Here is a 25,574-nt window from a genome sequence, read left to right as displayed (position 1 = left end):
CGGCGCGAGCCGTGGCGTTCGTCAGCGCTGGACGACGGGCCGGTGCAGATCCCGGTGGCGCACCTGGACGGCCAGCCCCGAGGCGGTGAGGCGGTCGGCCAGGGCCATGGCGAAGGTCGGCGCGCGATGGCGTCCGCCCGCACACCCGGCCGTCAGCCGCAGCAGCTCGCTGTGGCCGGGACCGGAGCGGAAGGCGAGAGCGGCGGCCACGGCCGCATCGATCAGCTCCCCGATTCCGGCCGTGTCCAGGACCGCGCGGCGCACCGTCGCATCGTGCGCGGTCAACTCGCGCAGCTCCGGGCGCACGTGCGGGTCCCGGAAGTGATCCCGCAAATCCAGCGTGAGATGGGCGGGCGGCGGGCCGCCGTGGAGATAGCCGAAAGACGAGACACCCACGTCGGCACCGGGCTGCCGGCTCATGCCCTCACGCCCTGGGCGGCCGAATCAGGGGCGATCGCGCCGTCTGTTCCGGGGGCGTCGGCGGTGTCCTGGTCGCGGAGTTGCTGGAGGCGGGCGGAGACCCAGCCGACGGACCAACCGGTCGCCTCCGCGAGCTGGCGCACACTGCGATCTGCGTTCGCCGGATCACCGATGAACGCGCGCGCCTCGTCCTCTGCCAGCTTCCTGGACGCGGACGGCGCACCGTTCACCGCACGCTGCTCGCGACCCTTGACGGCACCTTTGCCAGCGTTCACGGCGGGGGCGCGGGGCTGTTCACGGGCCTTGCGCGCCGCCTCGGCCCGCTCCGCACGCTGGCGCCGCTCCCGCTCTTCGCGCTCGCGTTCTTCCTCGCGTCGGCGGTCCTCGCGTGCGAGTTCCTCGCATCGCACGCGGTAGGCGTGCTCGCGCTCCTCGCGGCGCACGGCGGCTTCCCGCTCGAAGCGCTCCCGCTCCATCTGCTCCGCGTGTTCACGCGCTGCGCGCTGCTCGCGCTCGCGGGCCTGGCGTTCGCGTTCACGCTCCTCCCGCGCACGCCGTTCACGCGCCTCCTGCTGCTGGGCACGTGAACGCTCCTGCCGCTCGACCGCGTGAGCGAGGGCCTGCCGGTAGGCGCGTCCGGCCTCGGCGGTGACGATCAGCAGCAGCGGCGCGACCGCATGAACGGCCACCCCGACGGGATCACCCTTCAAGGCGCTGTCGCCGATGTTGAGGAACAAGGTCATCAGCCCGGTCATCCACCGCAGCACGGCGGGCCACCGGCCGCCGTCCCCGCCGAGGCGGGCCAGGACCGCGTCCAGGCGCACGACGATGACGACGGCCGTGTCCACCACCAGCGGCAGCAGCGGCGCCGTCCACGCCCAACCGGGCGGGGTGACCCGCACCACCAGCGGCGTGACCGTCAGCACGGAGAAGAGCACGGCCCCCGCCGTAATCGCCCAGGTACCAGCAGCCAACGTGCGCTCACTCGCCCGCACCTGCCCCAAGGACAGGGCATCCAGGAAGCCGGGCGGCTCCTCGGCCGCACTCACACCAGCACCCCCGCACCAGCGGCGGTGGAGGCGTGACGCGGCAGGAACAATCCGCCGGCGCCCTTCTCCAGTCCCTCCGCCGCGAGCCTCACGGCCCAGTCGAACAGCGTCGGATCCTCGGAGAGGATGTCGACTCCGGCCGCCCTACGGGCCGCCCGTTCCTCGTCCGTCTCGCTGTCGGGGCCGAAGTACAGGTCAAGCGCCAGTTCCAGGACGTCATCGCCCGTGATGACGCGGTGTCCGCCGATGAAGACGTTCAGCATGTTGGTCAACTCCTGGGTCCAGGTTGGGAGTGGGAGAGGCAGCGGGTGACGGGCTGTCAGGTCGGTTGGCCGTCACCTGCTGCTCGCTGGGAAGTGCTGGTCAGACACGGACGCGGCGGGGCCGCAGAAACACGTTGATCAACGCACCCGTGACGCTGGTGAGCGTCGTGAACGCGACGAACAGCGTCAGTGCGAAGCTGGCTCCGAGCCCGTACACCGTGTCGCCGTTGATCACGGCGGCGATCAGGCCCAGTGCGAGGAAGGCGAGGACGGCGACCCCGTGGGCCGGCGTCGGAGGCTTTGCGCCCCGTGCCACCAGTTCGATGTCATCAGGGCTTACGGGGCGGGTCGTCCCGCCGTTGAGCGCGAGGGTCACAGCGCTGCCGCCGGCCGTGGTGACGACACCGGCCACCGTGCCGAGCGTCTGCTCCCGCCGGATACGGACGACGTCCCCTATCGCGAGCTTCATGATCTTCCCCTTACGTGAGGTGATGGGTGGTTCGGCCTCTCGCGGACGAGTGGCCATGAACCGTGACGCCCCAGCTCAGGGGCGCCACGGAACAAGATCACTCGGCTTCGGCACGCTGTTGAGTTCTCAAGGAGCGGTCGCTCCCTTCGGGTCCCTGTCACTGGGCTCTCCGGGCGAGTACTGCTACGTAGCAGCATGTAGAGCTTCGTATCAATTCGCAAGCCCCCTGAAGCGGGGTTCGTGCTAGGACGTGTCAGGGGTGGGTACGCTCGGAGGTGTGACGACAGCTGAGAACGACCCCAGAGCGCCGTTCGAGCAACTGGCCGACGACCTGCGCGAACAGATCAGGAGCGGCGACATCGCGCCTGGTCAGAAGCTCCCCTCTGTGCGCGAACTCACCGAACGGCTCGGCTTCGCGTCGGCGACGGTCCAGAAGGCCCTCCGCGTCCTCCGGGGCGAAGGATGGATCTTCACCACGGGGCGCGGGAGCTTCGCTCACGACCCGGAGTCTCCCTACGGAGGCTCCGCGCCTCCCGTGACCGCCGAGCAGTTCGCCGAACTCAAGGATCAGCTCACGGCGTTGACCGAGCGCGTCCGGAGCCTTGAACAGCGGCTTCCGGAGCACTCCGGCACATAGCAGATTCACCTCCTCCCGCGTCACGTTCGTCCTCATCACGGCCGTCTCCTCCGCTCCAACTCACTGCGTTGAGCACTCAGCGTCGATAGGCTGTGTGCCGTCGGTGTATCCGTTGTACGGCCGTGGACAGCGCATCTGAAGGGTGTCCATGTGACCTGACTCCGCTGGTCACGTAGGACACACGGGGACACAGGGAGTGATGGGCGTGGGACAGCAGCCCAGGACCTTGACCCCGCACGCGGGGCCGCATCACGAACTGGGCGCCGAGATGCGCGCCTGGCGAACCCGCCGGGGGCTCTCACTCGGAGCGATGTCCGGGATCATCCACTTCAGCAAGGGCTACATTGGCCGTGTCGAACGCGCTGACCAGGCAGCCTCTGCTGATCTCGTCACGGCGTACGACCACGCGGTACGGGCTGAGGGCGCCCTCGTCCGCATGTTCCGGCGGTTCTCGGAGCAGGATGGGCCGGCCCTTGAGCCGTCCGTCCCCCGCCCGCCTGTCCCCGGGGCCGAGTCACGTGTCCATGTGTCCAATCTCGGGTCCCATGTGTCCAACGACCTTGGACACATGGCGGAAGAGGCGGATGGCCGGGCAACGTCGTTGGAGGGGATCTCCGTCCCCGCCCGAACCGACGACGGAGGGATCATTTTCGTGTCGATATCGCGCCGTGCGCTGCTCGGCACCCTCGGCACGGCAGCAGCGGCAGCCGCCCTGTCTGATGCATCCGCTGCCGCCGCCCCACCACCGACGCCTGGATCCCTGCCCGCCATGAACCCGATCGAGCACCTGCGAGCCACCCGCCGCGTACTGATCGACAACGACAACATGTTCGGCCCGTACCAGAGCATCCCGATCGTTGAGCGGCAGATGGCAGCCATGAAGTCGTTGCGGCGCGAGCTGCGGGGCGGTGACCGCCAGCAGCTCCTCCAACTCCAAACCCAGTACGCGGAGCTGGCGGGCTGGTTCCACCAGGACGCGGGAAACTTCCGCGCCGCGCAGCACTGGATGCGTGAAGCCCTGGAACTGTCCCATCTGAGCGGCGACCCCGAACTCACCACGTTCATCCTCGCCCGCCGCAGTCAGCTCGCCGGCGACATGCGCGACCCCATCGAGGCCCTGGACGTCGCCGAGGCGGCAGGAGACCGCGCGGACCCCGGTAGCCGGCTGGCCGCCGTCGCGGCGACGTTCGGAGCGCACGGCTACGCGTTGCAGGGAGACGCCGACGCCTGCCAACGGGCCTATGACCACGCGCACGACCTCTGCCAACGCATGGACCCGAACCCGGACTCGCCATGGGGCGTCTGGCTCGACCCCGGATACATCGAAGTCCACCGCGCGCAGAGTCTCAACGTCCTGGGCCGGCACCATGCCGCCGCCGAGAGCTTCGGACGTGCCATCACGTCACTGCCCACCGGGTTCCACCGGGACCGAGGCGTCTACCTCGCCCGGCAAGCCGTCGCACTCGCGGGTGCCGGGGAAGCGGAGCAGGCGGGCACCGTCGGCTTGCAGGCCCTCCGGGTCGGGGTGGAGACGGGATCCGGGCGGATCACGCGCGAGCTGGCCCGCCTCGATGACGACCTGGGAAAGTGGCATAGCGTGATCACCGTGAACGAGTTCCGGGATGCCATGCGAGACGCCGTACTCAAGCAGGCATGACGTCCCACCGGACCGCCGCCCGCCCCGACAGGAGATGCCCGTGACACGCCCGTACGTCCTGCTCAGCGTCGCCACCTCGATAGACGGCCACATCGACGACACCAGCCCGTCACGGCTGCTGCTGAGCAACGCCGAGGACTTCGACCGTGTCGACCAGGTGCGCGCCGAGTCCGACGCGATCCTGATCGGCGCGGGGACGATGCGGGCGGACAACCCCCGGCTGCTGGTGAACAGCGAAGAGCGCCGCGCCGCCCGCGAGGCGGACGGTAAGCCCGCGTACCCGCTCAAGGTCACGATCACGGAGAGCGGCGACCTGGATCCCGAGCTGAAGTTCTGGCACCACGGCGGGGAGAAGGTGGCATACACGACGGACGAGGCGGCGCCGAAGCTGCGCGAGCGCCTGACGGACCTTGCCGACGTCGTCGCCACGGGCCCCGGACTCGACCTCGGCGCGCTCCTGGACGACCTGGGCCGGCGGGGAATCCGCAGGCTCATGGTGGAGGGCGGCGGCCACGTCCACACGGCGTTCCTGTCCCAGGACCTCGTTGACGAGGTTCACCTCGTCGTCGCGCCCCTCGTCGTCGGCGAGGCGGACGCGCCCCGCTTCCTGCGCGCCGCCGGCTACCCCTGGGCGTCATCCCGGCGTATGAAGCTGGCGGAGGCCCGCCCGATCGGGGACGTCGTGTTCATGCGCTACCTGCCCAAGGAGGAGAGCGACGCGTGACCGGCGCCGAAGACGAAGCGTGGATGCGGCGGGCCATCGAGCTGTCCCGCTGCTGCCCGCAGACCGATACCGCGTTCTCCGTCGGCGCCGTCATCGTGGACGCGGCGGGCAACGAGATCGCGAACGGCTACTCGCGGGAGACGGACCCGCACGTCCACGCCGAGGAATCCGCCCTCGCCAAACTCCCCGCCGACGACCCGCGCCTCTCCTCGGCCACGATCTACAGCACGCTGGAACCGTGCGCGAAGCGCCGCTCACGGCCACTGACGTGCACCAACCTCATTCTGCGGGCTGGCATCCCGCGCGTGGTCATCGCATGGCGCGAGCCGGACCTCTTCGTGTCCGACGTCGACGGAGTCGAGACGCTTCGGGCGACGGGTGTGACGGTGGACGAACTGCTGCACCTGGCGGCGGAGGCCCGAGCGGTGAACGCGCACCTGCCCGGGATCGGCTGACCGACGTCCTCACCGGGGGTACCACGCCCCGCACTGCCGGCACGGCTGGAACGGGTCGTCGTGCTCAGCGCCACATCGCGGGCATGGAGTTGCTGGCATGCGTCCCCCTGGTGTCCGGTGACTCCCCAGAGCTGCTCTACACCTCGTACGCGGTCTAGCACTACGCAACTCACGGTATCGGCTGCCTCGCCCGAACATCCGTCGTTCACCTGCTGGCCGGACACCGTCACCACCGGACCCCACAACGAGCTTGGGCTCCCCGGCGCGGTGGCGCGGGGAGCCCAGGGTCTTCGGGAGCGGGTGGGGACTATCCGCCGAGCGTTCCGTCCCCCAGTGCCGCCACGAAGGACGACCACGCGTCGCGCCCGAAGGCGGGTGCCGGACCGTGTGGATTCTTCGAGTCCCGTACGGCCATGGCACCGCAGGCGAGGCTGGCGCACTCGACACATTCGCCACCCTGGTTGTCGCTGTAAGTGGACGTGAACCAGGCGACGTCGCGCAAAGCCTCGGCCTCGTAGTACATGGGTATCAATGCTCCTTGGCTGCTTCCTTGATCAGTTTCAGGGACTCTTTGGGCCCCGGCGCGAGAGCTTGCAGGTCGGTGAATGCCTCCGTGTACCGGCTCACGTCGGCCTCTCGCCGGTTGACCCATGCGTCGGCGAGGTTTTCCAGGTACACGATCGGCTTCAGCGCCAGGCGCTCCGGGAACCGCAGGACTACGAAGGACCCGTTCATCCCGGTGTGAGCGCCGTGGGAGAACGGCATCACCTGTATCCGAACATTGGGCAGGGAGTCGGCGACCTCAGCAAGGTGGTTGAGCTGCTCGCGCATCACATCCGCCCCGCCAACAGCCCTGCGGAGCACCGCTTCGTTGATGATGGCCGTGAGCTTGAGCGGTGCGTTCTCACGGTGGAGCACGTCCTGACGCGCCACTCTCGTTGCCACGAACCGGTCCAGCTCATCCGGGTCCGACGCGCGATCGGACGAGTCGTAGATCGCACGGACGTACGCTGCACACTGGAGTAGTCCGGGTACGAACTCCGAGTGGTACGTCTGAAGCGCGCTGGCGGTGGCCTCCAGACCGAGGAATGCCTTCAGGCCCGGTCGGATGGCGGGCCGATGCTCCGGTGACTGCCACCAGTCCCGCTTGGTCTTCGTGACGGACGCGTATCCGAGCAGCGTCTCGCGGGTCTCCTTGTCCGCGCCGTAGATCTCGCAGAGAGCCATGACGTCTGCGGGTTCGACCGCCGCGTTCTCTCCCGACTCCAGCCGCGTGAGCTTCGACGGACTCCAGATGAGCTGCTTGACGACCTGGTTCGCCTTCAGGCCGGCGGACTGCCGCAGTTGCTTTAACTCACAGCCGAGTTGGAGACGGCACAGCGCTGGGGTTGCCGACTCGGCGTCGCTGTTCATCAAGGATCCCCTCCGGTGCGTTGACCAGTCTGTCTGTGAAGTTCTGGTGGCGCAAGAAACGTTCTGCGTCATTGCGTGAGGAGGCGCTTCGATTCGAACCGTCCGCTCAGCAGCGAGAGTTCACGCAGAAACTTGGTTGCGAAATTCTGATGATGCGGTTTCTACCGTAGCGGTTCTGATGCCACGCTGGCACTGCTCCGGTTACTTAGCGCAGCGTGAGGGCTGCGTTGCGTGTGTGCCGTTTCGACCTGCCCGACGTTCCGGAGAGGCGGGACGGCACAGGCCGGGCTCCTGAGCCACGCGCCACCCGGCGTCCCTGCCCAGGCTCAACCCGGGTTCTCCAGCCCCGGTAACGGACTCCAGCGACCAAGGAGCCGAAGTTGTGATCAAGATCCTGACTCAACCGCAGGCACGAGCGGCACCTCGGCACGGATCACGCCGCGCCACCGCGACGCCGACCAGCGTCGGCGCGATCGGAGGCGCCACATGAGCTACTGCTCACCCGCGTGCGCTGTCGGCAACTGCGACCAGTGCACCCATGGGAGCCCCCGGCCCGTACCCGCCGGCGTCCCGGTGACGTACGAACCGTGCGATCACCACTGCCATACGCAGCACCCCCAGGACAGCAGCAGCGACGCCATGCGAGGGAGCCATGCCACGCAGCCGGCAGCAGGTAGCGACGGAAGCGCGGCCAAGCGAGCTGCGCCGGGGCGACGTGATCTCGGTTGGCGGTCGATCCTTGACCGTGCGCGAGCTGGTCTCACTGGCCGGAGGCGCGAAACGCGTCGTGTTCCGGACGGGGGAGACCCTGACGCTGCGCGCCGCGTCGACGCTCACCGTTCTGCGTACGGTCGAGGGCTGGGAGGGTGGCCGACCCTGAGCGCTCCGCGTGCGGGGCGTGGGGCGGCGCTCTTCCGTCCCCTCATCGAGCTGCTGCTGTGTCGGCTGCTGCCGGCACGCGGGCGCCATCGGGTGTGCGTCACGCACTCCTGCCCTGACGTCGACGTTCCGGCGCCGCCTCTCGTCCTCGGACGTGGCTGTCGGCCCGTTGTGCTCAAGGGGGAGGGGCCGGCGCTGGTTCGTCCGTACCTCATCGCGCACGAGCAGCACCCGGAGCGAGCACTCCAGTACCGCCGTCGCGCGGAACTCCTGCTCGCTGAGCACGGACACGACGCGGGTCCGTACTGGGTTCGCGGGGTGTGGATGGGAGCTGCGTGATGAGCTACGACAGGGAACTCACCCCGGCGCCCGCCGAGGGCCTGCGGCAGCTCGCTTGGCCGGGCGAGAGCGGCACCCCGTGCTACCTGAGTGCCACGCCTGGCGGGCTGCTTGAGCGGCTGGCCGACGTCGCCGAGGACGAGCAGTTGCTCGCTGCCGCTGATCTCCTCAAGGACGTCACGGCGATCCTGGACGATCCGACGGCGGATCCGGAAGCGCTGCGGGCCGCACTCGCCGGCATGGCGGTTGCCCTCACGGGTGTGCTGCGCATCGCAGACAGCTGGGGCGCCCGCCTGCCTCACGATGACGACGCCGGGAGCGCACGCCACATGAGCGGCGGCGACGGCGAGACCCTCAAGCTCCCGGCGGAGTCGTTCGGATGAGCACAGGTGAGAGGGCCGCGCGCGCCCGTTTCCGGTACGCGGAGTGGGCGCTGGAGCCGGTGACGGACGCACCCGTCACGTACACCAGCAGGTGCCACACCTGCGGGGAACCGTGCGCGGAGAGGACCGACGCGGATACCGCAGAGAGGGCGGCCCTCAAGCACGTCGGCCGGACGCACCACGCGGATTTCGAGCTGTCGGCCTCCCGGCCCTACCGCGCCAGGTTGACCGACCCGACCGGCGGCGCCCCGCCGCGGTCGCCGTAGACCGGGGCGGGTCGCGCACCGGGAGCCCATATGCGCGGCCCGCCCCTCTCGGGCTCCCCCTCCAGCCCCGGACAGGAGCGCCCGTCACGCACACACCGCATCCACCACGAGAGGACGCATGCCCCTCACGCCGCTGCACGCGCTGACCAAACAGGAGACCGGACCCCGCCTGTCAGGGGCGCAACGGACCCAGCTCGCCCACGCCTTACGCGCCCACTACGACACCGGGCTCACGGTCCGCGACATCGCGAACGCCACCAGCCGCTCTTACCAGGGCGTACACGCCCTGCTCAAACTCGCAGGCACCCGCTTCCGCTCCAAGGGCAGCCCCGGCATCCGTCGGCGGCGCACTCCCTGAAGCCGGGTCTCAGTTTGGGTCTCATTCATCGTCGTCCAGTGCCGTTCACGGAGGTCCGCGCGCCGGACTCCGGCGCAGCGCCGAACGCCCCTGAACGGCCCCGTACAAGCCCCTCACCAGCAGGAACAGACCTCGAAAGCGAGTGAGGGGCAACCCTCCGTGGGTTCAAATCCCACCGCTACCGCTCGCAGAGCAGGAAAAACGAAGGGCCGGACCTCACGGGGTCCGGCCCTTCGCCATGGCGGGTCCCAGTTCGGGTCTCAGCCGGCTGGTACGAGGGCCCCGGCCATCCCGCTGCGCACCGTGTCGATCAGCAGCACGGTCGCGGCCGTATGGCGGGCGTCGTGCAGCCTGCCGTCGCGGACCCTGGCGTCTCGTGTGGACGACCCGCGCCCGGTCGGTGTGGCGAACAGCCAGCCTTCGTCATGCCAGCGCTCCCCCGCCACAGCGCGCTCGGACTCCTGCTCCTTCCGATGGGCCCGGAGGCGAGCTGCACGGGGTTCGGGTCTGCTGCGACGCGGGCGCGGTGCTGCGTGCCCGTCAGCCGTCGAAGCGACGGCGCGCCTCTTCGATGTGACCGAGGTACTGGTGGGTCCAGCCGCACATCCCATCGACCGTAGCCCGCAGAGCCCGGCCAGGCTCCGTGAGGGTGTACTCGACTCGCGGCGGCACGGTGGGGTGCACCTTCCGCTCGACCAAGCCGTAGCGCTCCAGCATGCGCAGGTTCTGAGTGAGCATCTTGTGGCTGACGCCCTCGGCCTCGTTTCGCAACTCGCTGAAGCGCAGAGTGCGCTCACCAAGCGCCTCGACAATCAGGAACGCCCACTTGTTGGCGATGTCCGAAAAGATCTCCCGCGCCAGAGAGTCTGCGCGCCTCAGATCCGCGTCCTCGGGCAGGCCCTTGAGCAGCTGCTTGGTCACCATCAGGTTCCTCAGTCACCGAAAAGTGCGTTCTTCCAGGTCAGCGGTCACTCTCCTACAGTTTCCGAGTAACCACAAGAGGGCACACCAGAAGGGCGAGCACCTTGGCCACCATCGATGTCTTCAACCACGAAGTGCCGGCCGAGAGCGACTTCGGCTACTCGCAGGCGATCAAGTCCGGCGATCTGATCCACGTCTCCGGACAGCTGTCGCTCGACGAGGCGGGAGAGTTCCTCTACGCGGACGACTTCGCTGCCCAGCTCAAGCAGACCTACGCCAACACGGACAAGGTCCTGGACCACTACGGCGCCACCCGAAACCAGGTCGTCTCGCAGACCCTGTACGTGGTGAACCTGCGGCAGAACGCCGCAGCGACGGCGGAGGGCAACCTGGGGTACTTCGGCGCCCACCGCCCGGCCAGCACGGTCTTCGGGGTCACCGAACTGACCTTCCTCGGCCAGGTCATCGAGATCAGCTTCGTCATCGACACAAGGCTTCCTGCCTGAGCTTCTCCGCAGCGCGCGGCCGGCTTGACCGGCCTCTGGAGATCAGCGAGCGAACTTCTCGATGGCGGCCGGGGTGACCGGGGTGAAGAAGTTGACGAGGTTGCCGTCGGGGTCGCGGAAGAGCAGCGACCGGTTGCCCCAGGGCATCGTGGTGGGCTCGGTGACGAAGTCGACGACACCGGTCAGGTTCCCGTACGCCCGGTCCACGTCCTCGACGAGGAACTCGGTGATCACGCTGTCGTTGGCCGCCGCGCTGGCGGACCCGGGGGCGAACAGGGGGACGGTGCGGGTGCTGGCGATCGCGAGGGTGGCGCGGGGGGTGCGGAGTTCGGCGAAGTCCTCGGTGGCCCAGGCCGCCGACACCCCGGTGACCTTCTCGTAGAACGCGACGAGGCGTGCCACGTCGCCGGTGATGATGCGGATCGAGACGAAGTCCATGGTGTTCTCCCAGGTTGGTGGAACCGCTGTACTTCGCAGGCTAGAACGGATAGGGGACAGAATCGGTCCACTATCCGCGTTAGGCTCTGACCATGTCTCGACCTACCGGGCGCGTGCTGACTCTCCTGGAGCTGCTGCAGTCGGGCGGCATCCGCACGGTGGCCGAGCTCGCCGACCGGCTCGGCGTCGACGGACGGACGGTGCGGCGGTATGTGGACCACCTGACCGACCTCGACGTGCCGGTGGAGGTGGTGCGGGGCCGCTACGGCGGATACCGGCTCGCCTCCGGGTACCGCCTGCCTCCGCTCATGCTCAGCGACGACGAGGCGCTCGCCGTGCTGCTCGGCCTGATCGCCGGCCGCCGGTCGGGGCTGATGGCGTCGGGGGACACGGCGAGCGAGACGGCGGCGGCCAAGGTCCGCAGGGTGCTGCCCGAGCGGCTGGCCCGCAGGCTCGACACGCTCCTGGAGTCCCTCGCGTTCACGGCGCCGCCCGGCGCGTCCGCACCACCGGACGCCGAGGTCCTGCTCACCGTCGCCGATGCGGTACGCCACCGGCGACCGCTCTCCATCCGGTACACCGACCGCAACGGCCGGCGCAGCGAGCGCCCGCTGCACGCGTACGGGATCGTCGCCCATGCGGGCCGGTGGTACGTCACGGGCACGGACCCCGGGATCGGCGAGGACCGGACGTTCCGGCTCGACCGCATCGCAGGCGCGAGGACCCTGCCCGGCTCGTTCGAGGCCCCCGCCGGACCCGACCCGGCACAGCGCGTGCTGACGGGCTTCGCCACGGCCGAGTACCGGTACGAGGTGACCCTGCGGATCCACGGCACGGTCGACCGGATCCGCGCCCGCCTCCCGGCCTCCGTCGCGAGCATCACGGACCCCTCGGCGGACGCGGATCCGGCAGCCGAGCGCTGGCGGCGCGTCGAGCTGCGGGCGGAGAGCCTGGAGTGGCTGCCGCCGGTGCTCGCCGCACTCGACCGGCCGTTCGTCATCGAGCGCCCCGATGAACTGCGCACCCTCGTCATCGCGCTCGCCGACCGCCTCGCGTCCCGCGCCGTATCCCCGGCGCAGGAATGTCGTTGATCTTTAGTATGAAGACCACACGCACTCTCACCGTTGCCGCCGTCGCCGCGGGCGTTCTCGTCCTCGGCGCCGGCCCCGCCTTCGCCGCCGACCCCGCCCTCCCGGCCGACGGCATGCTCTCGGGGCTGGGCCTCGGCGGCATCGCCGACACCGTCTGCGATCTCCTCCACGGGCTCCTGGGCAGCGCGGCGGATTCCGGGGGCCCCGCCCTCCCCTGAACGACGCAACCACCCACGAGGCCCGCGCCGATCCGCGCGGGCCTCGCCCATGGGGCGGCAGCGGGCTCAGCCGAGCCGGAGCAGGTTCAGCCGGTAGTCCTCCACCTGCGGCAGCCGCTGCTCCCGCATGCTCGCGATCATCTCCCGGTCCTCGGCGGGCAGCCCGTCGTGGACGTCGCCGGGCAGCTCGGTGAAGGTGTGCGAGGCCAGCAGCCGGAGGTCCGGGCGCCACTGCTCCAGCTGCCGCGGGTCGGGGCAGCTCCAGCGCAGCCGCGCCTCGACCTTGCCGAGCGCGTCGTGGTCCTCCTGGGTGTCGACCATGCCGGGGCCGGTCGTGTCGAGGGCGAGCAGGGCGCCGGGGAAGCGCTCGGCGAGCAGGTCGACGGCGCGCCGTACGTCCTCCTCGGGCAGAAAGCCCAGCACGGCCTCCGCGGCCAGGAAGTACGGGCCGCTCCCGGCGGCGGGCGCGGCGGTCCAGCCCTCGTCCAGCACGGAGGCGGCCAGCATGCGCCGGCGCGGCTCGTCCGCGAAGAAGGTCCGGCGCAGCTCGATGACGTCCGGCAGGTCGAGCTCGAACCACCGCGCGCGGCCGTTGTCGACCCGCTCGTAGCGGGTGTTGAGGCCGGTGCCGATCTCCACCACGGTCCCGTCCGGGTGCTCGGCCAGGAAGGCGCGCACCCAGTGGTCGAAGAGGTTCGTGCGCAGTACGGTCCCGGTCAGGCTCGGGCCGCCGTCGAACCGCGCGAAGTCGTATTCGATCGCGGCCACCACCCGCTCGGCCACCGGGTCCCGCAGCACCGCCTCGGGCTTGCGGCTCTCCACGGCGCGGCCGTAGAGCGGGATCAGCAGGGTCTCCTGAACGGTGCCCAGGCGGACGCGTCCGCCGGGCGGCTCCGGCTCGACAGCGGACATGGCTTCCTCCTCCGGTCAGCGGGCAGGGGCGGCGCACCGACAAGCATACACAGATACGATTGTCGTTTTCATTAGCGCGGCTCACGCCAGGTAGATCAGCACGCCGCAGCTCGGGCAGTGCTTGCCGTCGCTCCGCTGCTCCAGCTTCGGCTCCAGGTGCCGGCAGACGGGCTCGATGGCGTCGGGGGGCAGAGCGTGTTCCACCCCGCCGCCGACGGGGCGCACGAACGCCGTGAGCCGCGTCGTGCGCCGGTCCTTCGGCTGGGCCGGGTCCGTGTACGGGCAGACGTCGCACAGGATCCCCGTGAGCCCGCTCTCCCGGTCCCCGACCAGGGCGCCGACAGGGATGTCCGTCACCGGTCCGCCCCCTTGAGCGCGGCGGCCAGCGCCCGCGCCGTCTCGACGGTGCACCGGCCGAGCGAGACCAGCGGCGGGGCGTCCCCCCTGTCGCAGACCCCCACCAGGTCGACCCCGAGGGACGGCAGCGTGATCCCGGCCCCGGCGAGTGCCGCCCTCAGCTCCGACACGGCGTCATCCGACTGTGCGATGCGGGGATTTGACATGGCGTCCGTCCTTTCACTGTGTGTGGTCAGGACAACACGATGCGGGTTAGAGTGGCCTCGCTTGAACGCTTATCTGCAAGTTGCGATGTGTGTGCGCTGCTGCCGAGACACAGGGGGAGCTGGTCAACAATGCCAAAGAAGCGGGCGAGTGGAGCCGACTTGAACCCGGGAGCGCTCCCCTTGTTCGGCGAGGACGTGAAGAGGGTGCGGCTGGCACGAGGGCTGCAGCAGAAGCACCTCGGAACCGGTACCGGGTACAGCGAGGGGTACGTCAGCAAGGTCGAGTCGGGAACGATCGTCCCGGCACCCCGGTTCGCGGAGGGGTGCGACCGCGTGTTCGGGACCGGGGACCTCTTCGCCCGACAGCTCAGGCGTCTGATCGAGGGCGAGGCTCCGTCGTGGTTCGCGCCGTACATGGATGCCGAGCGCGAGGCGTCCGAGATCCAGGAGTACTGCATCGCCTTCGTCCTGGGTCTGCTGCAGACGGAGAAGTATGCGCGGAGCGTGTTCGAACGCGGGCCTCTGCCTCTGACGCGCGAGGAGATCGAGGCCCGGGTGACAAGCCGTCTGCGACGACGGGAGATCCTCGAACGTCCGCGTCCGCCCGAGGTGTGGGCGATCCTCCATGAAGCGTGCCTGCGCATGCGGGTCGGGTCCGCGCGGGTCATGGCGGACCAACTGGGCCACATCCTGGACGCGTTGCAGCACTTCCCGACGTTGACGGTGCAGGTGCTCCCGTACGAGGCGGCAGCCGGGGCACCCAGCACGCCTTTCACCATGCTGGAGATCCCCGAGAGTTCACCCGTGGTGTACGTGGAGGGGCCGCAGGGCGGACGGCCGTACGATGCGAAGGAAGCGATGGCCAACTCCCGCCGACAGATGAATCACTTGCGAGCATCTGCCCTCAGCCCACAGGATTCACTGGCCTACGTCAGCGCGATTAAGGATGACCATGAGCGAAACGCCCGTGTGGATCAGGTCGAGCTACAGCGACAGCTCGGGGGGCACGTGCGTCGAGTGGGCCCCGGCGCTCGCGTCCGCCGGAAGCGTGCCCGTCCGGGACAGTAAGAACCCCTCGCTGGCACCGCTGCGCTTCTCCCCCGACGCGTGGTCCGCGTTCGTCGCGGGGCTGCGCGACGCCGACATGTAGCTACCCCCCTCAGCAGCGCGGTTAAGGAGCACCATGAGCGAAACGCCCGTGTGGATCAGGTCGAGCTACAGCGACTCTTCCGGGGGCGAATGCGTCGAGTGGGCCCCGGCGCTCGCGTCCGCCGGAAGCGTGCCCGTCCGGGACAGTAAGAACCCCTCGCTGGCACCGCTGCGCTTCTCCCCCGACGCGTGGTCCGCGTTCGTGGCGGGGCTGCGCGAGGCCGACAAGTAGCTACCCCCCTCAGCCCCCGCGCTCCGGCGGCACGAGCGGCTTCCGGGTGAGGGGGGAGGTGAGGACGATGGACGTCGTCGTCCGGCCCAGGGCCGAGACGTCCTCCAGGACGTCCTCCAGATGCACCGTGTCGGTGACGGCGACCTTCAGGATCCAGCAGTCCTCGCCGACCACGTGGTGCGCCTCCACGATCTCCGGCCGGTCGAGGAGCTCCAGGGTGCGGGGGTGCTTGAGGGTGTAGCCGCCGTGTGGGTTGACCCGGATGAACGCCTGGATGCCGTAGCCCAGCCGGGCGGGGGAGACATGCGCGCCGTAGCCGGTGACGATGCCGGCGGCCTCCAGGCGGCGCACCCGTTCGCCGACGGCGGCGGGGCTCAGCCGCACCCGGCGGCCCAGCTCGCTGAGCTTGATCCGGCCGTCCTGCTGGAGCAGCTCCAGCAGCTGCCGGTCCAGCGCGTCGAGGGCCGGTGACGATTCGCTGGCGGGAACTCCCGAATGCCGTTGTTCTTTTGGCTGAATGGCCGGATCTCCCATGCCTTCCCCTTCAAGCTCGCGCTGCCGAACGAAAGGATTATGACCGAACCAATCGAGCACGGAAGCGAACGGGGGCCGCGATGCGGAACGTACTGGTGCTGGGCGGAAGCAGGTATTTCGGACGGCGGGCGGTCGAACGGATGCTCGCCGCCGGAGACCGGGTGACCGTGCTCAACCGCGGCTCGTCACCGCCGCCGGCGGGCGCCACGCACCTGGTCGCCGACCGCGACGACGAGGCAGCGCTGCGGACGGCGCTCGGGGACCGCACCTTCGACACCGTCATCGACCAGGTGTGCTACACGCCGGTACAGGCGGACATCGCCCGCCGCGTCTTCGCGGGGCGCACGGCGCGCTACGTCATGACGTCGACGATCGAGGTGTACGGACACCTCGACCTGCCCCGCCCGGTCCGCGAGGACGACATCGACCTGAGCGCCGTCGTCGTCGACCCGACGCTGCCGTGGGGGCGTATGGACTTCCTGGAGGAGCACTACGGGGAGGGCAAGCGCCAGGCGGAGGCGGTGCTCTCCGGCGCGGCAGGCGCCTCGGGCGCCTCGGCCCCCGCCGCCGACCCGGGCTTCGCTTTCGCCTCGCTCCGCGTCGCCCATGTGCTCGGCGGCGGTGACGACTTCACCGGGCGCGTGGACTACTACGCGCGGCGGCTGCGTACGGGCTCCCCCATCCCCGTACCGGCGCCCAACCACCCCTCCACCTACGTCCATGTGGAGGAGATCGCCGACTTCGTCGTCTGGGCCGGACGGCAGGACTTCACCGGCCCGGTGAACGCCAACGCGCACGGGCCGCTGCGGACGGAGGACATCTGCGCCGCGCTCGCCCGGGAGACCGGCGGCGCGGCGGAGTTCCGGGAGGTCGAGGTCGGCCAGACCTCGCCGCTCTCCTTCACACACTCGTACGGAATGGACAACACTCGCGCGACCCGTCTGGGGTTCACCTTCAGCCACACCTCCGCATGGCTGTCGCGGGCCCTGGCCGAGACCGTCTACCGGAAGGAGAGCTGACCATGCGGTACCGCACCCTGGGGGACGTCCGCGTCGGCGCCGTCGGACTCGGCGCCATGCCGCTGTCGATCGAGGGCCGCCCGGACGAGGAGCGGGCCGTCGCGACCGTGCACGCGGCGCTCGACGCGGGCGTCTCGCTGATCGACACCGCCGACTCCTACCACCTGCCCGGCGCCGCGCCCGGCCACAACGAACTGCTCGTCGCCCGCGCCCTGGCCTCGTACGGCGGGCCCACGGACCATGTGCTGGTGACGACGAAGGGCGGGCGGGGCCGCCCGGCGGACGGCAGCTGGACGGTCGACGGCGACCCGCGGCACCTGCGCGCCGCGGCGCACGCCTCGCTGAAGCGGCTGGGCGTCCCGCAGCTCGGCCTCTACCAGCTGCACAAGCCGGACCCCGGCGTGCCGTACGCGGAGTCGCTGGGCGCGCTGCGGGAGCTGCTGGCGGAGGGCACGATCCGCGCCGCCGGGATCTCCAACGCCGACACGGACCAGATCCGGCTGGCGCGCGAGGTGCTGGGCGAGGGCCTGGTCTCCGTCCAGAACCGCTACTCGCCGGCCGTCCGGGACAGCGAGGCCGAGCTGCGACTGACGGCCGAGCTGGGGCTGACCTTCATGCCGTGGAGCCCGCTGGGCGGGATCGCACGCAGTGCGCTGGAGGGCCCGGCAGCGCGGGGCGGCGCCGACGGCTCCGGGGACGCCCGGTTCCGCGCCTTCCACGAGGTGGCGGAGGAGCGCGGGGTCAGCCCGCAGCGGGTGTGCCTGGCCTGGCTGCTGGCCGCCTCGCCGAACGTGCTGCCGATTCCGGGGGCCAGCCGCCCCGAGACGATCCGGGACTCCGCGGCAGCGGCGGATCTCCGGCTGAGCGCGGACGAACTCGCCCGGCTCGACGACGCCGGGCGGCTCGACGAAGCGAGGCGGCTCGACGGCTCCGCGTGAGCGGACGGGTTCCGTGGGCCCCGACGGGTGTGGGGCCCACGGGCGCGGGGCACCCGGGCCTCGGCACCCCGCGAGGGGGGAAGCGGCAGCGGGGGGACGTGCCGCTTCCCCCGCTCTGGGCGCCGCCCGCGGCCCGGTGCCGCGCGACAGGGGGGAAGCCGCGGCTCTCGGGCCCCGCAGTGCGGGTGCGCCCGGCCCGCCGGACTCGTTTCTGGTCCGGCCGGGGCCACCTCCCATCCTTCACCCAACCGTGCGTGAGAGGGCAGGGCAAAGGTCGTAATTTGCCAGGTCTTTGGTCACCCGGTGCGAGCGCCAGACGTGTCGGCTACCGCTACACTCTCACAACTGCACAGTTGTACGTACGGAGAACAGGGATCCCGTCACCGCGGGGGGAGCGCCAGGGCAATGCAGAACGCGAAGAAGTTCATCACGTGGGCTCTGGTCATCTTCGTGCTCTACACGATCATCACATCACCGGCCCGCTCCGCCGATCTCGTACAGATCGGCTTCGAGGGCATATCCGACGCAGCCCAGTCCGTCGGCACCTTTATGACCGAGCTGGTCAACTGACCGGCTGACCGGCCCTCCCGGCGCGCAGCGCGCCGGGCGCACCACACCCGGCCCCAGGGCCGGAATTTTTTACTTTTATCCCGTATATATCCCGCACACCCCAACTCGCCAGCAACACGGAGTTATCCGGTCCTTGCACACGGTGCACATGTCTTGTGATGCTATGACCGCTTTTGGCGGATGATTGACCGAACCGTAAGGGGTGGTTGCCGAGTGGACGCTCCGCCTTCCCCGGTCGAGGCACAGCGGGACCGGGCCGCACGGACCCGGGCACTGACCCAGTCACTCTTCGAGCAGCTGACCGGACTGCGGCCCGGCACCCCGGAGCACGAGCGGGTGCGCTCGGCGCTGATCGAGGCCAACCTCCCGCTGGTGCGCTATGTCGCGGCGCGCTTCCGCAGCCGGAACGAACCCATGGAGGACGTCGTCCAGGTCGGCACCATCGGACTGATCAACGCCATCGACCGGTTCGACGCGGAGCGCGGTGTGCAGTTCCCCACCTTCGCCATGCCCACGATCGTCGGCGAGATCCGGCGGTACTTCCGCGACAACGTCCGCACCGTCCATGTGCCCCGGCGGCTGCACGAGCTGTGGGTGCAGGTCAGCAGCGCCACCGAGGATCTGACGACGCTGCACGGGCGCTCCCCGACCACGGCCGAGATCGCCGAGCGGCTGAGCATCACCGAGGAGGACGTCCTCGCCTGCGTCGAGGCCGGGCGCGCATACCGCGCCACGTCCCTGGAGGCCGCGCAGGAGCGCGAGGACGGGATGCCGGGGCTGGTGGACCGGCTGGGCTACGAGGACCCGGAGCTGGACGGCGTCGAGCACCGCGACCTCGTGCGGCATCTGCTCGTCCAGCTGCCGGAGCGGGAGCAGCGGATCCTCCTCCTGCGGTACTACCGGAATCTGACGCAGTCGCAGATCAGCGCGGAGCTCGGGGTCTCCCAGATGCATGTCTCGCGGCTGCTCTCGCGGAGTTTCGCCCGGTTGCGGGCCGCAAATCGAATCGACGCGTAACCGGATCGAGGGACCCCGGTCCCGGTCCCACAGCCCTCATCTGTGCAGTTTTATCGACATGAGGCTACGTCGCGTTGCCTACTTGTGACATTCTGCAAGAGCTGCGTTTGCCGCGGCGGCGGTCCCGGTAGGACGGGGAGGGTGCTCCCCTGATCCGGGAGCGCCGCAGCGACCCGTCCGCGACCTCAAGGGGGTGGCATGTCCGTAGAACTGGGCAGCTCCAAGGTGCTCACCGAGAACGCCACGGCGGAGGGAGCCCCAACCGGCCCTCCAGCCCTGATGGCGCCGCCGCACGAGCTCGCGGTGCCCCCGGCCGTCGACTGCGACCCGATCGACACCCGCACGCTCTCCCGGTCCCTCTTCCAACGCCTGGCGGCGCTGGACCAGGAGGCGGCCGAGGGCGACTCGGCGGCTCCCAGCGCCGAGCGGATGTACGTACGCGACACGCTGATCGAGCTGAATCTGCCGCTGGTGCGGTATGCCGCGGCCCGGTTCCGCAGCCGGAACGAGCCGATGGAGGACATCGTCCAGGTCGGCACGATCGGCCTGATCAAGGCGATCGACCGGTTCGACTGCGAACGGGGCGTGGAGTTCCCGACGTTCGCGATGCCGACCGTCGTCGGCGAGATCAAGCGCTTCTTCCGGGACACCTCCTGGTCGGTGCGGGTGCCCCGGCGCCTCCAGGAGCTGCGCCTCGCGCTCACGAAGGCGAGTGACGAGCTCTCGCAGAGCCTGGACCGGTCCCCCACCGTCACCGAACTCGCCGGCTGTCTGGGGGTGTCGGAGGAGGACGTCGTCGACGGCCTCGCGGTGGGGAACGCCTATACGGCCTCCTCGCTGGACTCCCCGGCGCTGGAGGAGGACGGCGGCGAGGGCTCCCTCGCGGACCGCCTGGGCTACGAGGACAGCGCCCTGGAGGGCGTCGAGTACCGCGAGTCGCTCAAGCCGCTGCTGGCCAAACTCCCGCCACGGGAGCGCCAGATCATCATGCTGCGGTTCTTCGCGAACATGACCCAGTCCCAGATCGGCGAGGAGGTCGGCATCTCCCAGATGCATGTCTCCCGGCTGCTCACCCGCACGCTGGCGCAGCTGCGCGAGGGCCTGATCGCCGAGGACTGAGTCCGGGGGACCGAGGAGGCGGGGACCGATTGCGGGGGACAGCAACAGCGATACGGAGGAGCGGACCGACCTTCACGCCGACAACTCCACACGGACCGTACGACGAGCCGCCGGGGCGGCCCCAAGACCGCCCCGGCGGCTCTGACATGTCCGGACTCGAACACCGAGCCGGAGGACACCGGGCCGAAGGGCCCGGAGGCCCCGGAAAACTACGAGAAGGCGAGCCACGCCACAGCGGCGACGACCACGACGGCGGCGACCACCCCGACGATCAGGCCGATCCGGGGCCCGGCCTGCGGCTGCGGCGCCGCCCTGCGCTGCTGCGGAGCGCCCTCGTCGACGAAGGCGCGGAACATCTGCGTGCTGCCCGCCGGGTCCTGGTGGCCTTCGGGACCCTGCGGTGCCTGGGGGTTGTGAGCCATGGTGCAGGACCCTAGCGAACCCGCCGCACGCCCGTCGCAGGACCTGCTCCCTTCTCCTTTCTTGAGGCTCCGCACACGGAACCTTTAGGGAAAGTTTGCCTCGCATGCCCGATATCAATTTGCGTGTGGCAACCAACCGATTCTATGGTTGCCCTAAGCAACAAAACGAGGAGGTGCAGATGGCCGCCCGCGCCCAGTACGAGGAACTGGCCCGGCAGATCAGCGCCTTCGGCGCCGTCAAGCGCGGCATGGCCCGCGGACTCCCCGCGGACTGCCCGCCCGCCTCGGCGGCCGTACTGACGCTGCTGCGGCAGCACGGGGAGCTGCGGACGAGCCAGCTGGCCGAGCTGATGGCCATCGACATGTCCGTCATGAGCCGCCACGTCGCCCACGTGGTCGACCTGGGCTGGGTCGAGCGCCATCCGGACCCGCTGGACGGCCGGTCCCGGCTGCTGTGCCTCAGCGAGCGGGGCCGGCGGCTGATGGACGAGCTCTCCGAGTACGTCGTCGTGACCCTGGAGGAGCACATGGGCGACTGGGGCGACGCGGACGTCGCCCAGCTCACCGCGCTGCTCCGGCGGCTCCGCGAGAGCTTCGGCGACTGCCGCGCCCGCACGCACCCGCACCAGTCACCGCGCCAACCCCACGAGACCACCACCGCACCAACGAAGTGAGAAGGACCCGCATGGCAAGCACCCGTCCCCACACGACCGGGCACGGGGCGTCGGGGAACACAGGCGGAGGGGCCAAGCACGCCGCACACGCCCACCACGGCCGGAACGGCCATGGCCCGCACGCCCCTTCCCCTTCCCCGCGACCGGACACCCCCCTGGAGGCACACGCGGACCCCGGCGGCACGGAGCCGATGACCCACCGGCAGATCCTGGAGGCGCTCTCCGGGCTGCTGCTCGGGATGTTCGTCGCCATCCTCTCGTCGACCATCGTCTCCACGGCGCTGCCGAAGATCATCTCCGATCTGCACGGCAGCCAGAGCAGCTACACCTGGGTCGTCACCGCCGCGCTGCTGGCCATGACCGCCTCCACCCCGCTGTGGGGCAAGCTGGCCGACCTCACCAGCAAGAAGCTGCTGGTGCAGAGCGCCCTGGTCCTCTTCGTGCTGGCCTCCGCCGGCGCCGGGCTCTCGCAGAGCGCCGGCATGCTGATCACCTTCCGGGTGTTCCAGGGCATAGGCATGGGCGGCCTCTCGGCGCTGGCCCAGATCATCATGGCCGCGATGATCTCCCCCCGGGAGCGCGGTCGGTACAGCGGCTATCTGGGCGCCACCTTCGCCCTCGCGACGGTCGGCGGCCCGCTGCTCGGCGGTGTGATCACCGACACCGACTGGCTCGGCTGGCGCTGGTGCTTCTACGTCGGCGTCCCGTTCGCCGTCATCGCGCTGATCGTGCTGCAGAAGACGCTGCACCTGCCCGTCGTCAAGCGGAACGTGAAGGTGGACTGGCTCGGCGCCTTCCTCATAGCCGCCGCCGCGTCCCTGCTGCTGATCTGGGTCACCTTCGCCGGGGACAAGTACGACTGGCTCTCCTGGCAGACCTACGTGATGGTCGTGGGCTCGGTGGCGCTCGGGGCGCTCTTCGTCCTCGTCGAGTCGCGGGCCGCGGAGCCGATCATCCCGCTGCGGCTGTTCCGCAACCGCACCATCACCCTCACCTCCATCGCCTCGCTGTTCGTCGGCATCGCGATGTTCGGCGCGACGGTGTTCCTCAGCCAGTACTTCCAGCTCGCGCGCGGCAAGACGCCGACCATGGCGGGCGTGATGACGATCCCGCTGATCTCGGGCCTGTTCGTCGCCACCACCATCTCCGGCCAGGTCATCACCCGTACCGGGCGCTGGAAGGCGTGGCTGCTGAGCGGCGCGGTGGCGACGGCCGCGGGCATGGGCCTGCTGGGCACCCTGCGCTACGACACCACGTACTGGCACGTGGCGATCTTCATGGTGCTGCTCGGGATCGGCGTCGGCATGATGATGCAGAACCTGGTGCTGGCCACCCAGAACCAGGTCACTCCGGAGGACCTCGGGGCCGCCAGCTCCACCGTCAACTTCTTCCGCTCCCTCGGCGGCGCGGTCGGCGTCTCGGCGCTCGGCGCCGTCCTCTCGCACCGCATCACGCACTACATGGCGGACGGCTTCGCCAGGATCGGCGTCAAGCCCTCGGGCGGCGCGACGGGCGGCGGCGGCAGCGCCCTGCCCGACCTCGACAAGCTGCCGCCCCCGGTCCGCACGGTGGTGGAGAGCTCGTACGGGCACGGCATCGGCGACATCTATCTGTACGCCGCTCCGGTGGGGCTGCTGGCGCTGATCGCGGTGCTGTTCATCAAGGAGGTCCCGCTGAAGACGCAGTCCGGCATCGAGCAGGGGACGGCGGCCGGGGCGCCCGCGCCCCCGGAGCCCGCACCGGTCCCGGCCTCGGGAGCAGCCTCGGGAGCGGTCGCCCCGGTCCCGGTCCCCGTGCGGACCGAGCAGCACGAGCCCGAGCCCTCGCCCGCGCGCGAGCCGCAGCCGGTCGCCGTGGGCGCGTACCCCGCGCAGCCGCGGGACGGGGAGCCGGAGCGGGACTCCGCACCCGCACCCGCACCCGCGCCTGCCCCGTCCGCCGTACCCACCGCCGCCACGGCGCCCGCCGCCACGCCCGCCGCTCCGGCGCCGACCGGCGGCGTCGAGATCCACGGCACCGTCCGGAACGCCGAGGGCATCGGCGTCCCCGGCGCCGCCATCACCCTGATCTCGCTCGGCGGGCGGCAGCTCGGCCGCGCCGTCTCGCACGGCGACGGCGGCTACGGCCTGCCCGCGCCCGGCGCGGGCTCCTACGTACTGATCGCCTCCGCCGACGGCCACCAGCCGCAGGCGTCCACGGTGGTGCTCGGCGACGAGCCGCTCGGCCACGACGTGCTGCTGTCCGGCACCAACGGGCTCGCGGGCGAGGTCCGCAACGCGGAGGACGGCACGCCGGTACACGGCGCCATGGTGGTCGTCACGGATGTGCGCGGCGAGGTCCTCGCCACCGGAGTCACCGGCACACAGGGCGAGTTCCGGTTCGACGAGCTGGCGGGCGGCACCTTCACGGTCGCCGTCAACGCCGCGGGCTTCCGGCCGCAGGCCATCCCGGTCGAGGTGCAGGGCCAGGGCGTCACCCGGCTGGATGTCGAACTCGCGGTCGGGGCACGGGTGTCCGGCACCATCCGGGCCGGCGCGGACCGTACGCCGCTGCCCGGCGCGCGGGTCACGCTGGTCGACGCGGCGGGCAACGTCGTGGCCACGTCCACCACCGGCGAGGACGGCGCGTACGCCTTCGCCGACCTGGACGCGGGCGACTACTCCGTGATCGCCAGCGGCTATCCGCCGGTGGCGGCGACGCTCCGGCTGACGGAGCCCGTCGCCGACGCGTACGACATCGAGCTGCACCACCCGGAGGAGTAGCGCTGCGAACGCAGCGCCACGGGGTGCGAGACCCCGGTGCCGCGGCGCGCGGGTCGAGCGGAGCGCGCGCCGCGGCACCGGTCGGGGAAGGGCCCCGGCGACCGCGGCCCGGAGTGCGGGCAGGGGACGGCCCGCCGCCACGGACGCCGGGGCCCGTCGTATCCGAACGGGCCGAAGGACCGACGAACCGACGAACCGACGGGCGCGCGGACGACGCCGTGTCCGGCAGATCGTGAACGACCGTGAACCACCTCGAACGACCGTGAACAACTAGGAGCGATGCGGAATGTCAGGCGTACGGGCACGGGTGCGGACCCGGGACGGCTGGGCCGTACGGCACGCCGTACTGACCGTGACGGACATGACGGGCACCCAGGTGCTGCGCGCCGAGGCCGACGAGGAGGGGAACGTCCGGACCACCGAGCCGCTGGACGCCGGCCCGTACACGGTCATCGCCACGGCCATCGGCTACGCCCCCGCGGCGTCCACGGCGCTGGTGACGGCGTCCGGCAGGGCGGACCTGGGCACGCTGGTGCTGGCGCGGCAGGGCGGCGTGGAGCTGCCGCCGCCGGGCCCGTGGACGATCGACCCGGCGCACTCCTCGGTCGCGGCCCGCGCCCAGCACCTGGGGATGACGAGCGTGCACGGGCGGTTCACCGAGTTCGACGGGCGGATCGAGATCGCCGAGGACCCGGAGAAGTCCCGGGTGGAGGCGCTGATCCAGGCCGCCAGCATCGACACCGGCAACGCGCAGCGCGACCAGCACCTGCGGTCGGCGGACTTCCTCGACACCGCCGAGCACCCGCACATCACCTACCGCGGCACCGGCGCCATCCCCCAGGGCCCGGACCGCTGGACGGTGCGCGGCGAACTCTCGCTGCACGGCGTGGTCCGCGAGGTGGACCTGGACCTGGGCTATCTGGGCACGGGCCCCGACCCCTGGGGCGGCGTGCGGGCCTCCTTCCGGGCGACGGCGGAGCTGCGCCGCGCCGACTTCGCGATGAACTACAACCAGATCGTCGCCGCCGGGATCGCCGCCGTCGGCACCACACTCAAGGTCGAGCTGGACATTCAGGCGGTGCAGGGCGAGACGGTTCCGCCGCTCGGCTGAGCGCGGCGATGCCGTCGAGCACGCACGCCAGCGCGACGGCGAACTCCCCCTCCCCCGGGTCCTCCC

The 25,574-nt window shown here is 70.6% G+C and carries 34 protein-coding genes and 2 pseudogenes; 22 read left to right on the top strand and 14 right to left on the bottom strand.

Translation table 11 applies throughout. The annotated features are described in order from the left end of the window. Nucleotides 1-21: 21 nt before the first annotated feature. From G5C65_RS03670 to G5C65_RS03655, 4 genes are all read right to left on the bottom strand, one after another. Nucleotides 22-420 (bottom strand): RapZ C-terminal domain-containing protein, encoded by a 399-nt coding sequence (locus G5C65_RS03670; RefSeq protein ID WP_165297126.1) that lies wholly within the window; start codon nucleotides 418-420, stop codon nucleotides 22-24. Then, entirely contained in the window at nucleotides 417-1,469 is a 1,053-nt protein-coding gene (locus tag G5C65_RS03665) for a DUF2637 domain-containing protein (protein WP_338146221.1), read from the bottom strand. The genes G5C65_RS03670 and G5C65_RS03665 overlap by 4 nt, the downstream gene beginning before the upstream one ends. Then, nucleotides 1,466-1,732 carry a hypothetical protein gene (locus G5C65_RS03660; protein WP_165297125.1) on the bottom strand — a complete coding sequence of 89 codons (267 nt, stop codon included), beginning with the start codon at nucleotides 1,730-1,732 and terminating at the stop codon, nucleotides 1,466-1,468. The genes G5C65_RS03665 and G5C65_RS03660 overlap by 4 nt, the downstream gene beginning before the upstream one ends. Before the next feature lie 100 nt (nucleotides 1,733-1,832). Then, nucleotides 1,833-2,201 (bottom strand): hypothetical protein, encoded by a 369-nt coding sequence (locus G5C65_RS03655; protein WP_165297124.1) that lies wholly within the window; start codon nucleotides 2,199-2,201, stop codon nucleotides 1,833-1,835. 277 nt (nucleotides 2,202-2,478) lie between these two features. Between G5C65_RS03655 and G5C65_RS03650 the strand changes: the two genes are divergently transcribed. From G5C65_RS03650 to G5C65_RS40655, 4 genes are all read left to right on the top strand, one after another. Further along, complete coding sequence (locus tag G5C65_RS03650; RefSeq protein WP_338146220.1) at nucleotides 2,479-2,838, top strand: GntR family transcriptional regulator; 360 nt, start codon at nucleotides 2,479-2,481, stop codon at nucleotides 2,836-2,838. 199 nt (nucleotides 2,839-3,037) lie between these two features. Then, a complete protein-coding gene (locus G5C65_RS03645; RefSeq protein WP_277607963.1) occupies nucleotides 3,038-4,495 on the top strand; it encodes a helix-turn-helix domain-containing protein in 1,458 nt (485 codons plus the stop codon). Between the two features lie 40 nt (nucleotides 4,496-4,535). After that, complete coding sequence (locus tag G5C65_RS40660) at nucleotides 4,536-5,219, top strand: RibD family protein (RefSeq protein ID WP_420903272.1); 684 nt, start codon at nucleotides 4,536-4,538, stop codon at nucleotides 5,217-5,219. Continuing rightward, on the top strand, nucleotides 5,216-5,674 hold the full coding sequence (locus G5C65_RS40655) for a cytidine/deoxycytidylate deaminase family protein (RefSeq protein WP_165297120.1): 459 nt from the start codon (nucleotides 5,216-5,218) through the stop codon (nucleotides 5,672-5,674). Before G5C65_RS40660 ends, G5C65_RS40655 begins: the two co-directional genes overlap by 4 nt. Before the next feature lie 307 nt (nucleotides 5,675-5,981). Here G5C65_RS40655 and G5C65_RS03630 read toward each other — a convergent pair whose 3' ends face one another. Both G5C65_RS03630 and G5C65_RS03625 read right to left on the bottom strand, forming a co-directional pair. Beyond that, entirely contained in the window at nucleotides 5,982-6,197 is a 216-nt protein-coding gene (locus tag G5C65_RS03630; RefSeq protein WP_165297119.1) for a DUF397 domain-containing protein, read from the bottom strand. A gap of 5 nt (nucleotides 6,198-6,202) precedes the next feature. Beyond that, nucleotides 6,203-7,087, bottom strand: coding sequence for a helix-turn-helix domain-containing protein (locus G5C65_RS03625; protein WP_165297118.1), 885 nt, complete (start codon nucleotides 7,085-7,087; stop codon nucleotides 6,203-6,205). Between the two features lie 739 nt (nucleotides 7,088-7,826). Here G5C65_RS03625 and G5C65_RS03620 point away from each other — a divergent pair. From G5C65_RS03620 to G5C65_RS03605, 4 genes are all read left to right on the top strand, one after another. Further along, nucleotides 7,827-7,967 carry a hypothetical protein gene (locus G5C65_RS03620; RefSeq protein ID WP_165297117.1) on the top strand — a complete coding sequence of 47 codons (141 nt, stop codon included), beginning with the start codon at nucleotides 7,827-7,829 and terminating at the stop codon, nucleotides 7,965-7,967. 337 nt (nucleotides 7,968-8,304) lie between these two features. Beyond that, a complete protein-coding gene (locus tag G5C65_RS03615) occupies nucleotides 8,305-8,688 on the top strand; it encodes a hypothetical protein (protein ID WP_165297116.1) in 384 nt (127 codons plus the stop codon). Then, entirely contained in the window at nucleotides 8,685-8,954 is a 270-nt protein-coding gene (locus G5C65_RS03610; RefSeq protein WP_165297115.1) for a DUF7848 domain-containing protein, read from the top strand. The genes G5C65_RS03615 and G5C65_RS03610 overlap by 4 nt, the downstream gene beginning before the upstream one ends. A 118-nt stretch (nucleotides 8,955-9,072) precedes the next feature. Continuing rightward, nucleotides 9,073-9,312, top strand: a complete 240-nt coding sequence (locus G5C65_RS03605; protein WP_206441194.1) for a helix-turn-helix domain-containing protein — start codon at nucleotides 9,073-9,075, stop codon at nucleotides 9,310-9,312. 308 nt (nucleotides 9,313-9,620) lie between these two features. Here G5C65_RS03605 and G5C65_RS03600 read toward each other — a convergent pair. Beyond that, nucleotides 9,621-9,818, bottom strand: a pseudogene (locus tag G5C65_RS03600) (site-specific integrase); the annotation flags it as partial. Nucleotides 9,819-9,852: 34 nt separating this feature from the next. Further along, a complete protein-coding gene (locus tag G5C65_RS03595) occupies nucleotides 9,853-10,236 on the bottom strand; it encodes a winged helix-turn-helix transcriptional regulator (protein WP_165297114.1) in 384 nt (127 codons plus the stop codon). A 101-nt stretch (nucleotides 10,237-10,337) separates the two neighbouring features. Here G5C65_RS03595 and G5C65_RS03590 point away from each other — a divergent pair, with 101 nt between their 5' ends. Next, nucleotides 10,338-10,739 (top strand): RidA family protein, encoded by a 402-nt coding sequence (locus tag G5C65_RS03590; RefSeq protein ID WP_165297113.1) that lies wholly within the window; start codon nucleotides 10,338-10,340, stop codon nucleotides 10,737-10,739. Nucleotides 10,740-10,781: 42 nt separating this feature from the next. On the opposite strand, the gene G5C65_RS03585 is transcribed toward G5C65_RS03590, so the two are convergent. Continuing rightward, nucleotides 10,782-11,177, bottom strand: a complete 396-nt coding sequence (locus G5C65_RS03585) for a VOC family protein (RefSeq protein WP_165297112.1) — start codon at nucleotides 11,175-11,177, stop codon at nucleotides 10,782-10,784. Between the two features lie 92 nt (nucleotides 11,178-11,269). Between G5C65_RS03585 and G5C65_RS03580 the strand changes: the two genes are divergently transcribed. After that, nucleotides 11,270-12,268, top strand: a complete 999-nt coding sequence (locus tag G5C65_RS03580; protein WP_165297111.1) for a helix-turn-helix transcriptional regulator — start codon at nucleotides 11,270-11,272, stop codon at nucleotides 12,266-12,268. 8 nt (nucleotides 12,269-12,276) lie between these two features. Beyond that, nucleotides 12,277-12,486 (top strand): hypothetical protein, encoded by a 210-nt coding sequence (locus G5C65_RS03575; protein WP_165297110.1) that lies wholly within the window; start codon nucleotides 12,277-12,279, stop codon nucleotides 12,484-12,486. Nucleotides 12,487-12,552: 66 nt separating this feature from the next. Here G5C65_RS03575 and G5C65_RS03570 read toward each other — a convergent pair whose 3' ends face one another. The 3 genes from G5C65_RS03570 to G5C65_RS03560 all read right to left on the bottom strand — a co-directional run bounded on the left by G5C65_RS03570 (nucleotide 12,553) and on the right by G5C65_RS03560 (nucleotide 13,961). After that, a complete protein-coding gene (locus G5C65_RS03570) occupies nucleotides 12,553-13,398 on the bottom strand; it encodes a class I SAM-dependent methyltransferase (protein ID WP_165297109.1) in 846 nt (281 codons plus the stop codon). Nucleotides 13,399-13,479: 81 nt separating this feature from the next. After that, the gene (locus G5C65_RS03565) at nucleotides 13,480-13,755 is read right to left on the bottom strand and encodes a hypothetical protein (RefSeq protein ID WP_165297108.1); all 276 of its coding nucleotides are present in this window, start codon (nucleotides 13,753-13,755) and stop codon (nucleotides 13,480-13,482) included. Then, a complete protein-coding gene (locus tag G5C65_RS03560) occupies nucleotides 13,752-13,961 on the bottom strand; it encodes a hypothetical protein (RefSeq protein WP_165297107.1) in 210 nt (69 codons plus the stop codon). The genes G5C65_RS03565 and G5C65_RS03560 overlap by 4 nt, the downstream gene beginning before the upstream one ends. A gap of 129 nt (nucleotides 13,962-14,090) precedes the next feature. On the opposite strand from G5C65_RS03560, the gene G5C65_RS03555 reads away from it, so the two are divergent. From G5C65_RS03555 to G5C65_RS03545, 3 genes and pseudogenes are all read left to right on the top strand, one after another. Then, the gene (locus tag G5C65_RS03555; protein ID WP_165297106.1) at nucleotides 14,091-15,029 is read left to right on the top strand and encodes a helix-turn-helix domain-containing protein; all 939 of its coding nucleotides are present in this window, start codon (nucleotides 14,091-14,093) and stop codon (nucleotides 15,027-15,029) included. Next, nucleotides 14,989-15,111, top strand: a pseudogene (locus G5C65_RS40650) (DUF397 domain-containing protein); the annotation flags it as partial. The gene G5C65_RS03555 and the pseudogene G5C65_RS40650, both read left to right, overlap by 41 nt. Before the next feature lie 33 nt (nucleotides 15,112-15,144). Beyond that, nucleotides 15,145-15,342 carry a DUF397 domain-containing protein gene (locus tag G5C65_RS03545; RefSeq protein WP_165297104.1) on the top strand — a complete coding sequence of 66 codons (198 nt, stop codon included), beginning with the start codon at nucleotides 15,145-15,147 and terminating at the stop codon, nucleotides 15,340-15,342. A gap of 9 nt (nucleotides 15,343-15,351) precedes the next feature. On the opposite strand, the gene G5C65_RS03540 is transcribed toward G5C65_RS03545, so the two are convergent. Next, nucleotides 15,352-15,876 carry an Lrp/AsnC family transcriptional regulator gene (locus G5C65_RS03540; RefSeq protein WP_165297103.1) on the bottom strand — a complete coding sequence of 175 codons (525 nt, stop codon included), beginning with the start codon at nucleotides 15,874-15,876 and terminating at the stop codon, nucleotides 15,352-15,354. A gap of 80 nt (nucleotides 15,877-15,956) precedes the next feature. Here G5C65_RS03540 and G5C65_RS03535 point away from each other — a divergent pair, with 80 nt between their 5' ends. The 5 genes from G5C65_RS03535 (at nucleotide 15,957) to G5C65_RS03515 (ending at nucleotide 20,539) form a co-directional block, all read left to right on the top strand. Beyond that, a complete protein-coding gene (locus G5C65_RS03535) occupies nucleotides 15,957-16,895 on the top strand; it encodes an NAD-dependent epimerase/dehydratase family protein (protein ID WP_165297102.1) in 939 nt (312 codons plus the stop codon). Between the two features lie 2 nt (nucleotides 16,896-16,897). Continuing rightward, complete coding sequence (locus tag G5C65_RS03530; protein WP_165297101.1) at nucleotides 16,898-17,833, top strand: aldo/keto reductase; 936 nt, start codon at nucleotides 16,898-16,900, stop codon at nucleotides 17,831-17,833. Nucleotides 17,834-18,238: 405 nt separating this feature from the next. After that, entirely contained in the window at nucleotides 18,239-18,403 is a 165-nt protein-coding gene (locus tag G5C65_RS03525) for a hypothetical protein (protein ID WP_165297100.1), read from the top strand. A gap of 213 nt (nucleotides 18,404-18,616) precedes the next feature. After that, nucleotides 18,617-19,420, top strand: a complete 804-nt coding sequence (locus tag G5C65_RS03520; RefSeq protein ID WP_338146219.1) for an RNA polymerase sigma factor SigF — start codon at nucleotides 18,617-18,619, stop codon at nucleotides 19,418-19,420. Between the two features lie 198 nt (nucleotides 19,421-19,618). Beyond that, nucleotides 19,619-20,539: an RNA polymerase sigma factor SigF gene (locus G5C65_RS03515; RefSeq protein WP_165297098.1), complete on the top strand. Its 921-nt coding sequence runs from the start codon at nucleotides 19,619-19,621 to the stop codon at nucleotides 20,537-20,539. A 209-nt stretch (nucleotides 20,540-20,748) separates the two neighbouring features. Here the strand turns inward: G5C65_RS03515 and G5C65_RS03510 are convergent, their stop codons facing one another. Next, entirely contained in the window at nucleotides 20,749-20,961 is a 213-nt protein-coding gene (locus tag G5C65_RS03510; RefSeq protein WP_165297097.1) for a hypothetical protein, read from the bottom strand. A 179-nt stretch (nucleotides 20,962-21,140) separates the two neighbouring features. On the opposite strand from G5C65_RS03510, the gene G5C65_RS03505 reads away from it, so the two are divergent. From G5C65_RS03505 to G5C65_RS03495, 3 genes are all read left to right on the top strand, one after another. Then, nucleotides 21,141-21,635, top strand: a complete 495-nt coding sequence (locus G5C65_RS03505; protein ID WP_165297096.1) for a MarR family winged helix-turn-helix transcriptional regulator — start codon at nucleotides 21,141-21,143, stop codon at nucleotides 21,633-21,635. A gap of 191 nt (nucleotides 21,636-21,826) precedes the next feature. Next, entirely contained in the window at nucleotides 21,827-24,397 is a 2,571-nt protein-coding gene (locus G5C65_RS03500) for an MFS transporter (protein WP_165297095.1), read from the top strand. Nucleotides 24,398-24,683: 286 nt separating this feature from the next. Beyond that, a complete protein-coding gene (locus G5C65_RS03495; protein WP_165297094.1) occupies nucleotides 24,684-25,508 on the top strand; it encodes a YceI family protein in 825 nt (274 codons plus the stop codon). The last annotated feature ends 66 nt before the right edge of the window (nucleotides 25,509-25,574 follow it).

The sequence above is a fragment of the Streptomyces boncukensis genome (assembly GCF_011045075.1).
GTDB classification, from domain to species: domain Bacteria; phylum Actinomycetota; class Actinomycetes; order Streptomycetales; family Streptomycetaceae; genus Streptomyces; species Streptomyces boncukensis.
Note: the sequence above shows the minus strand (reverse complement) of the source record. Positions and strands in the feature narration are given on the sequence as shown.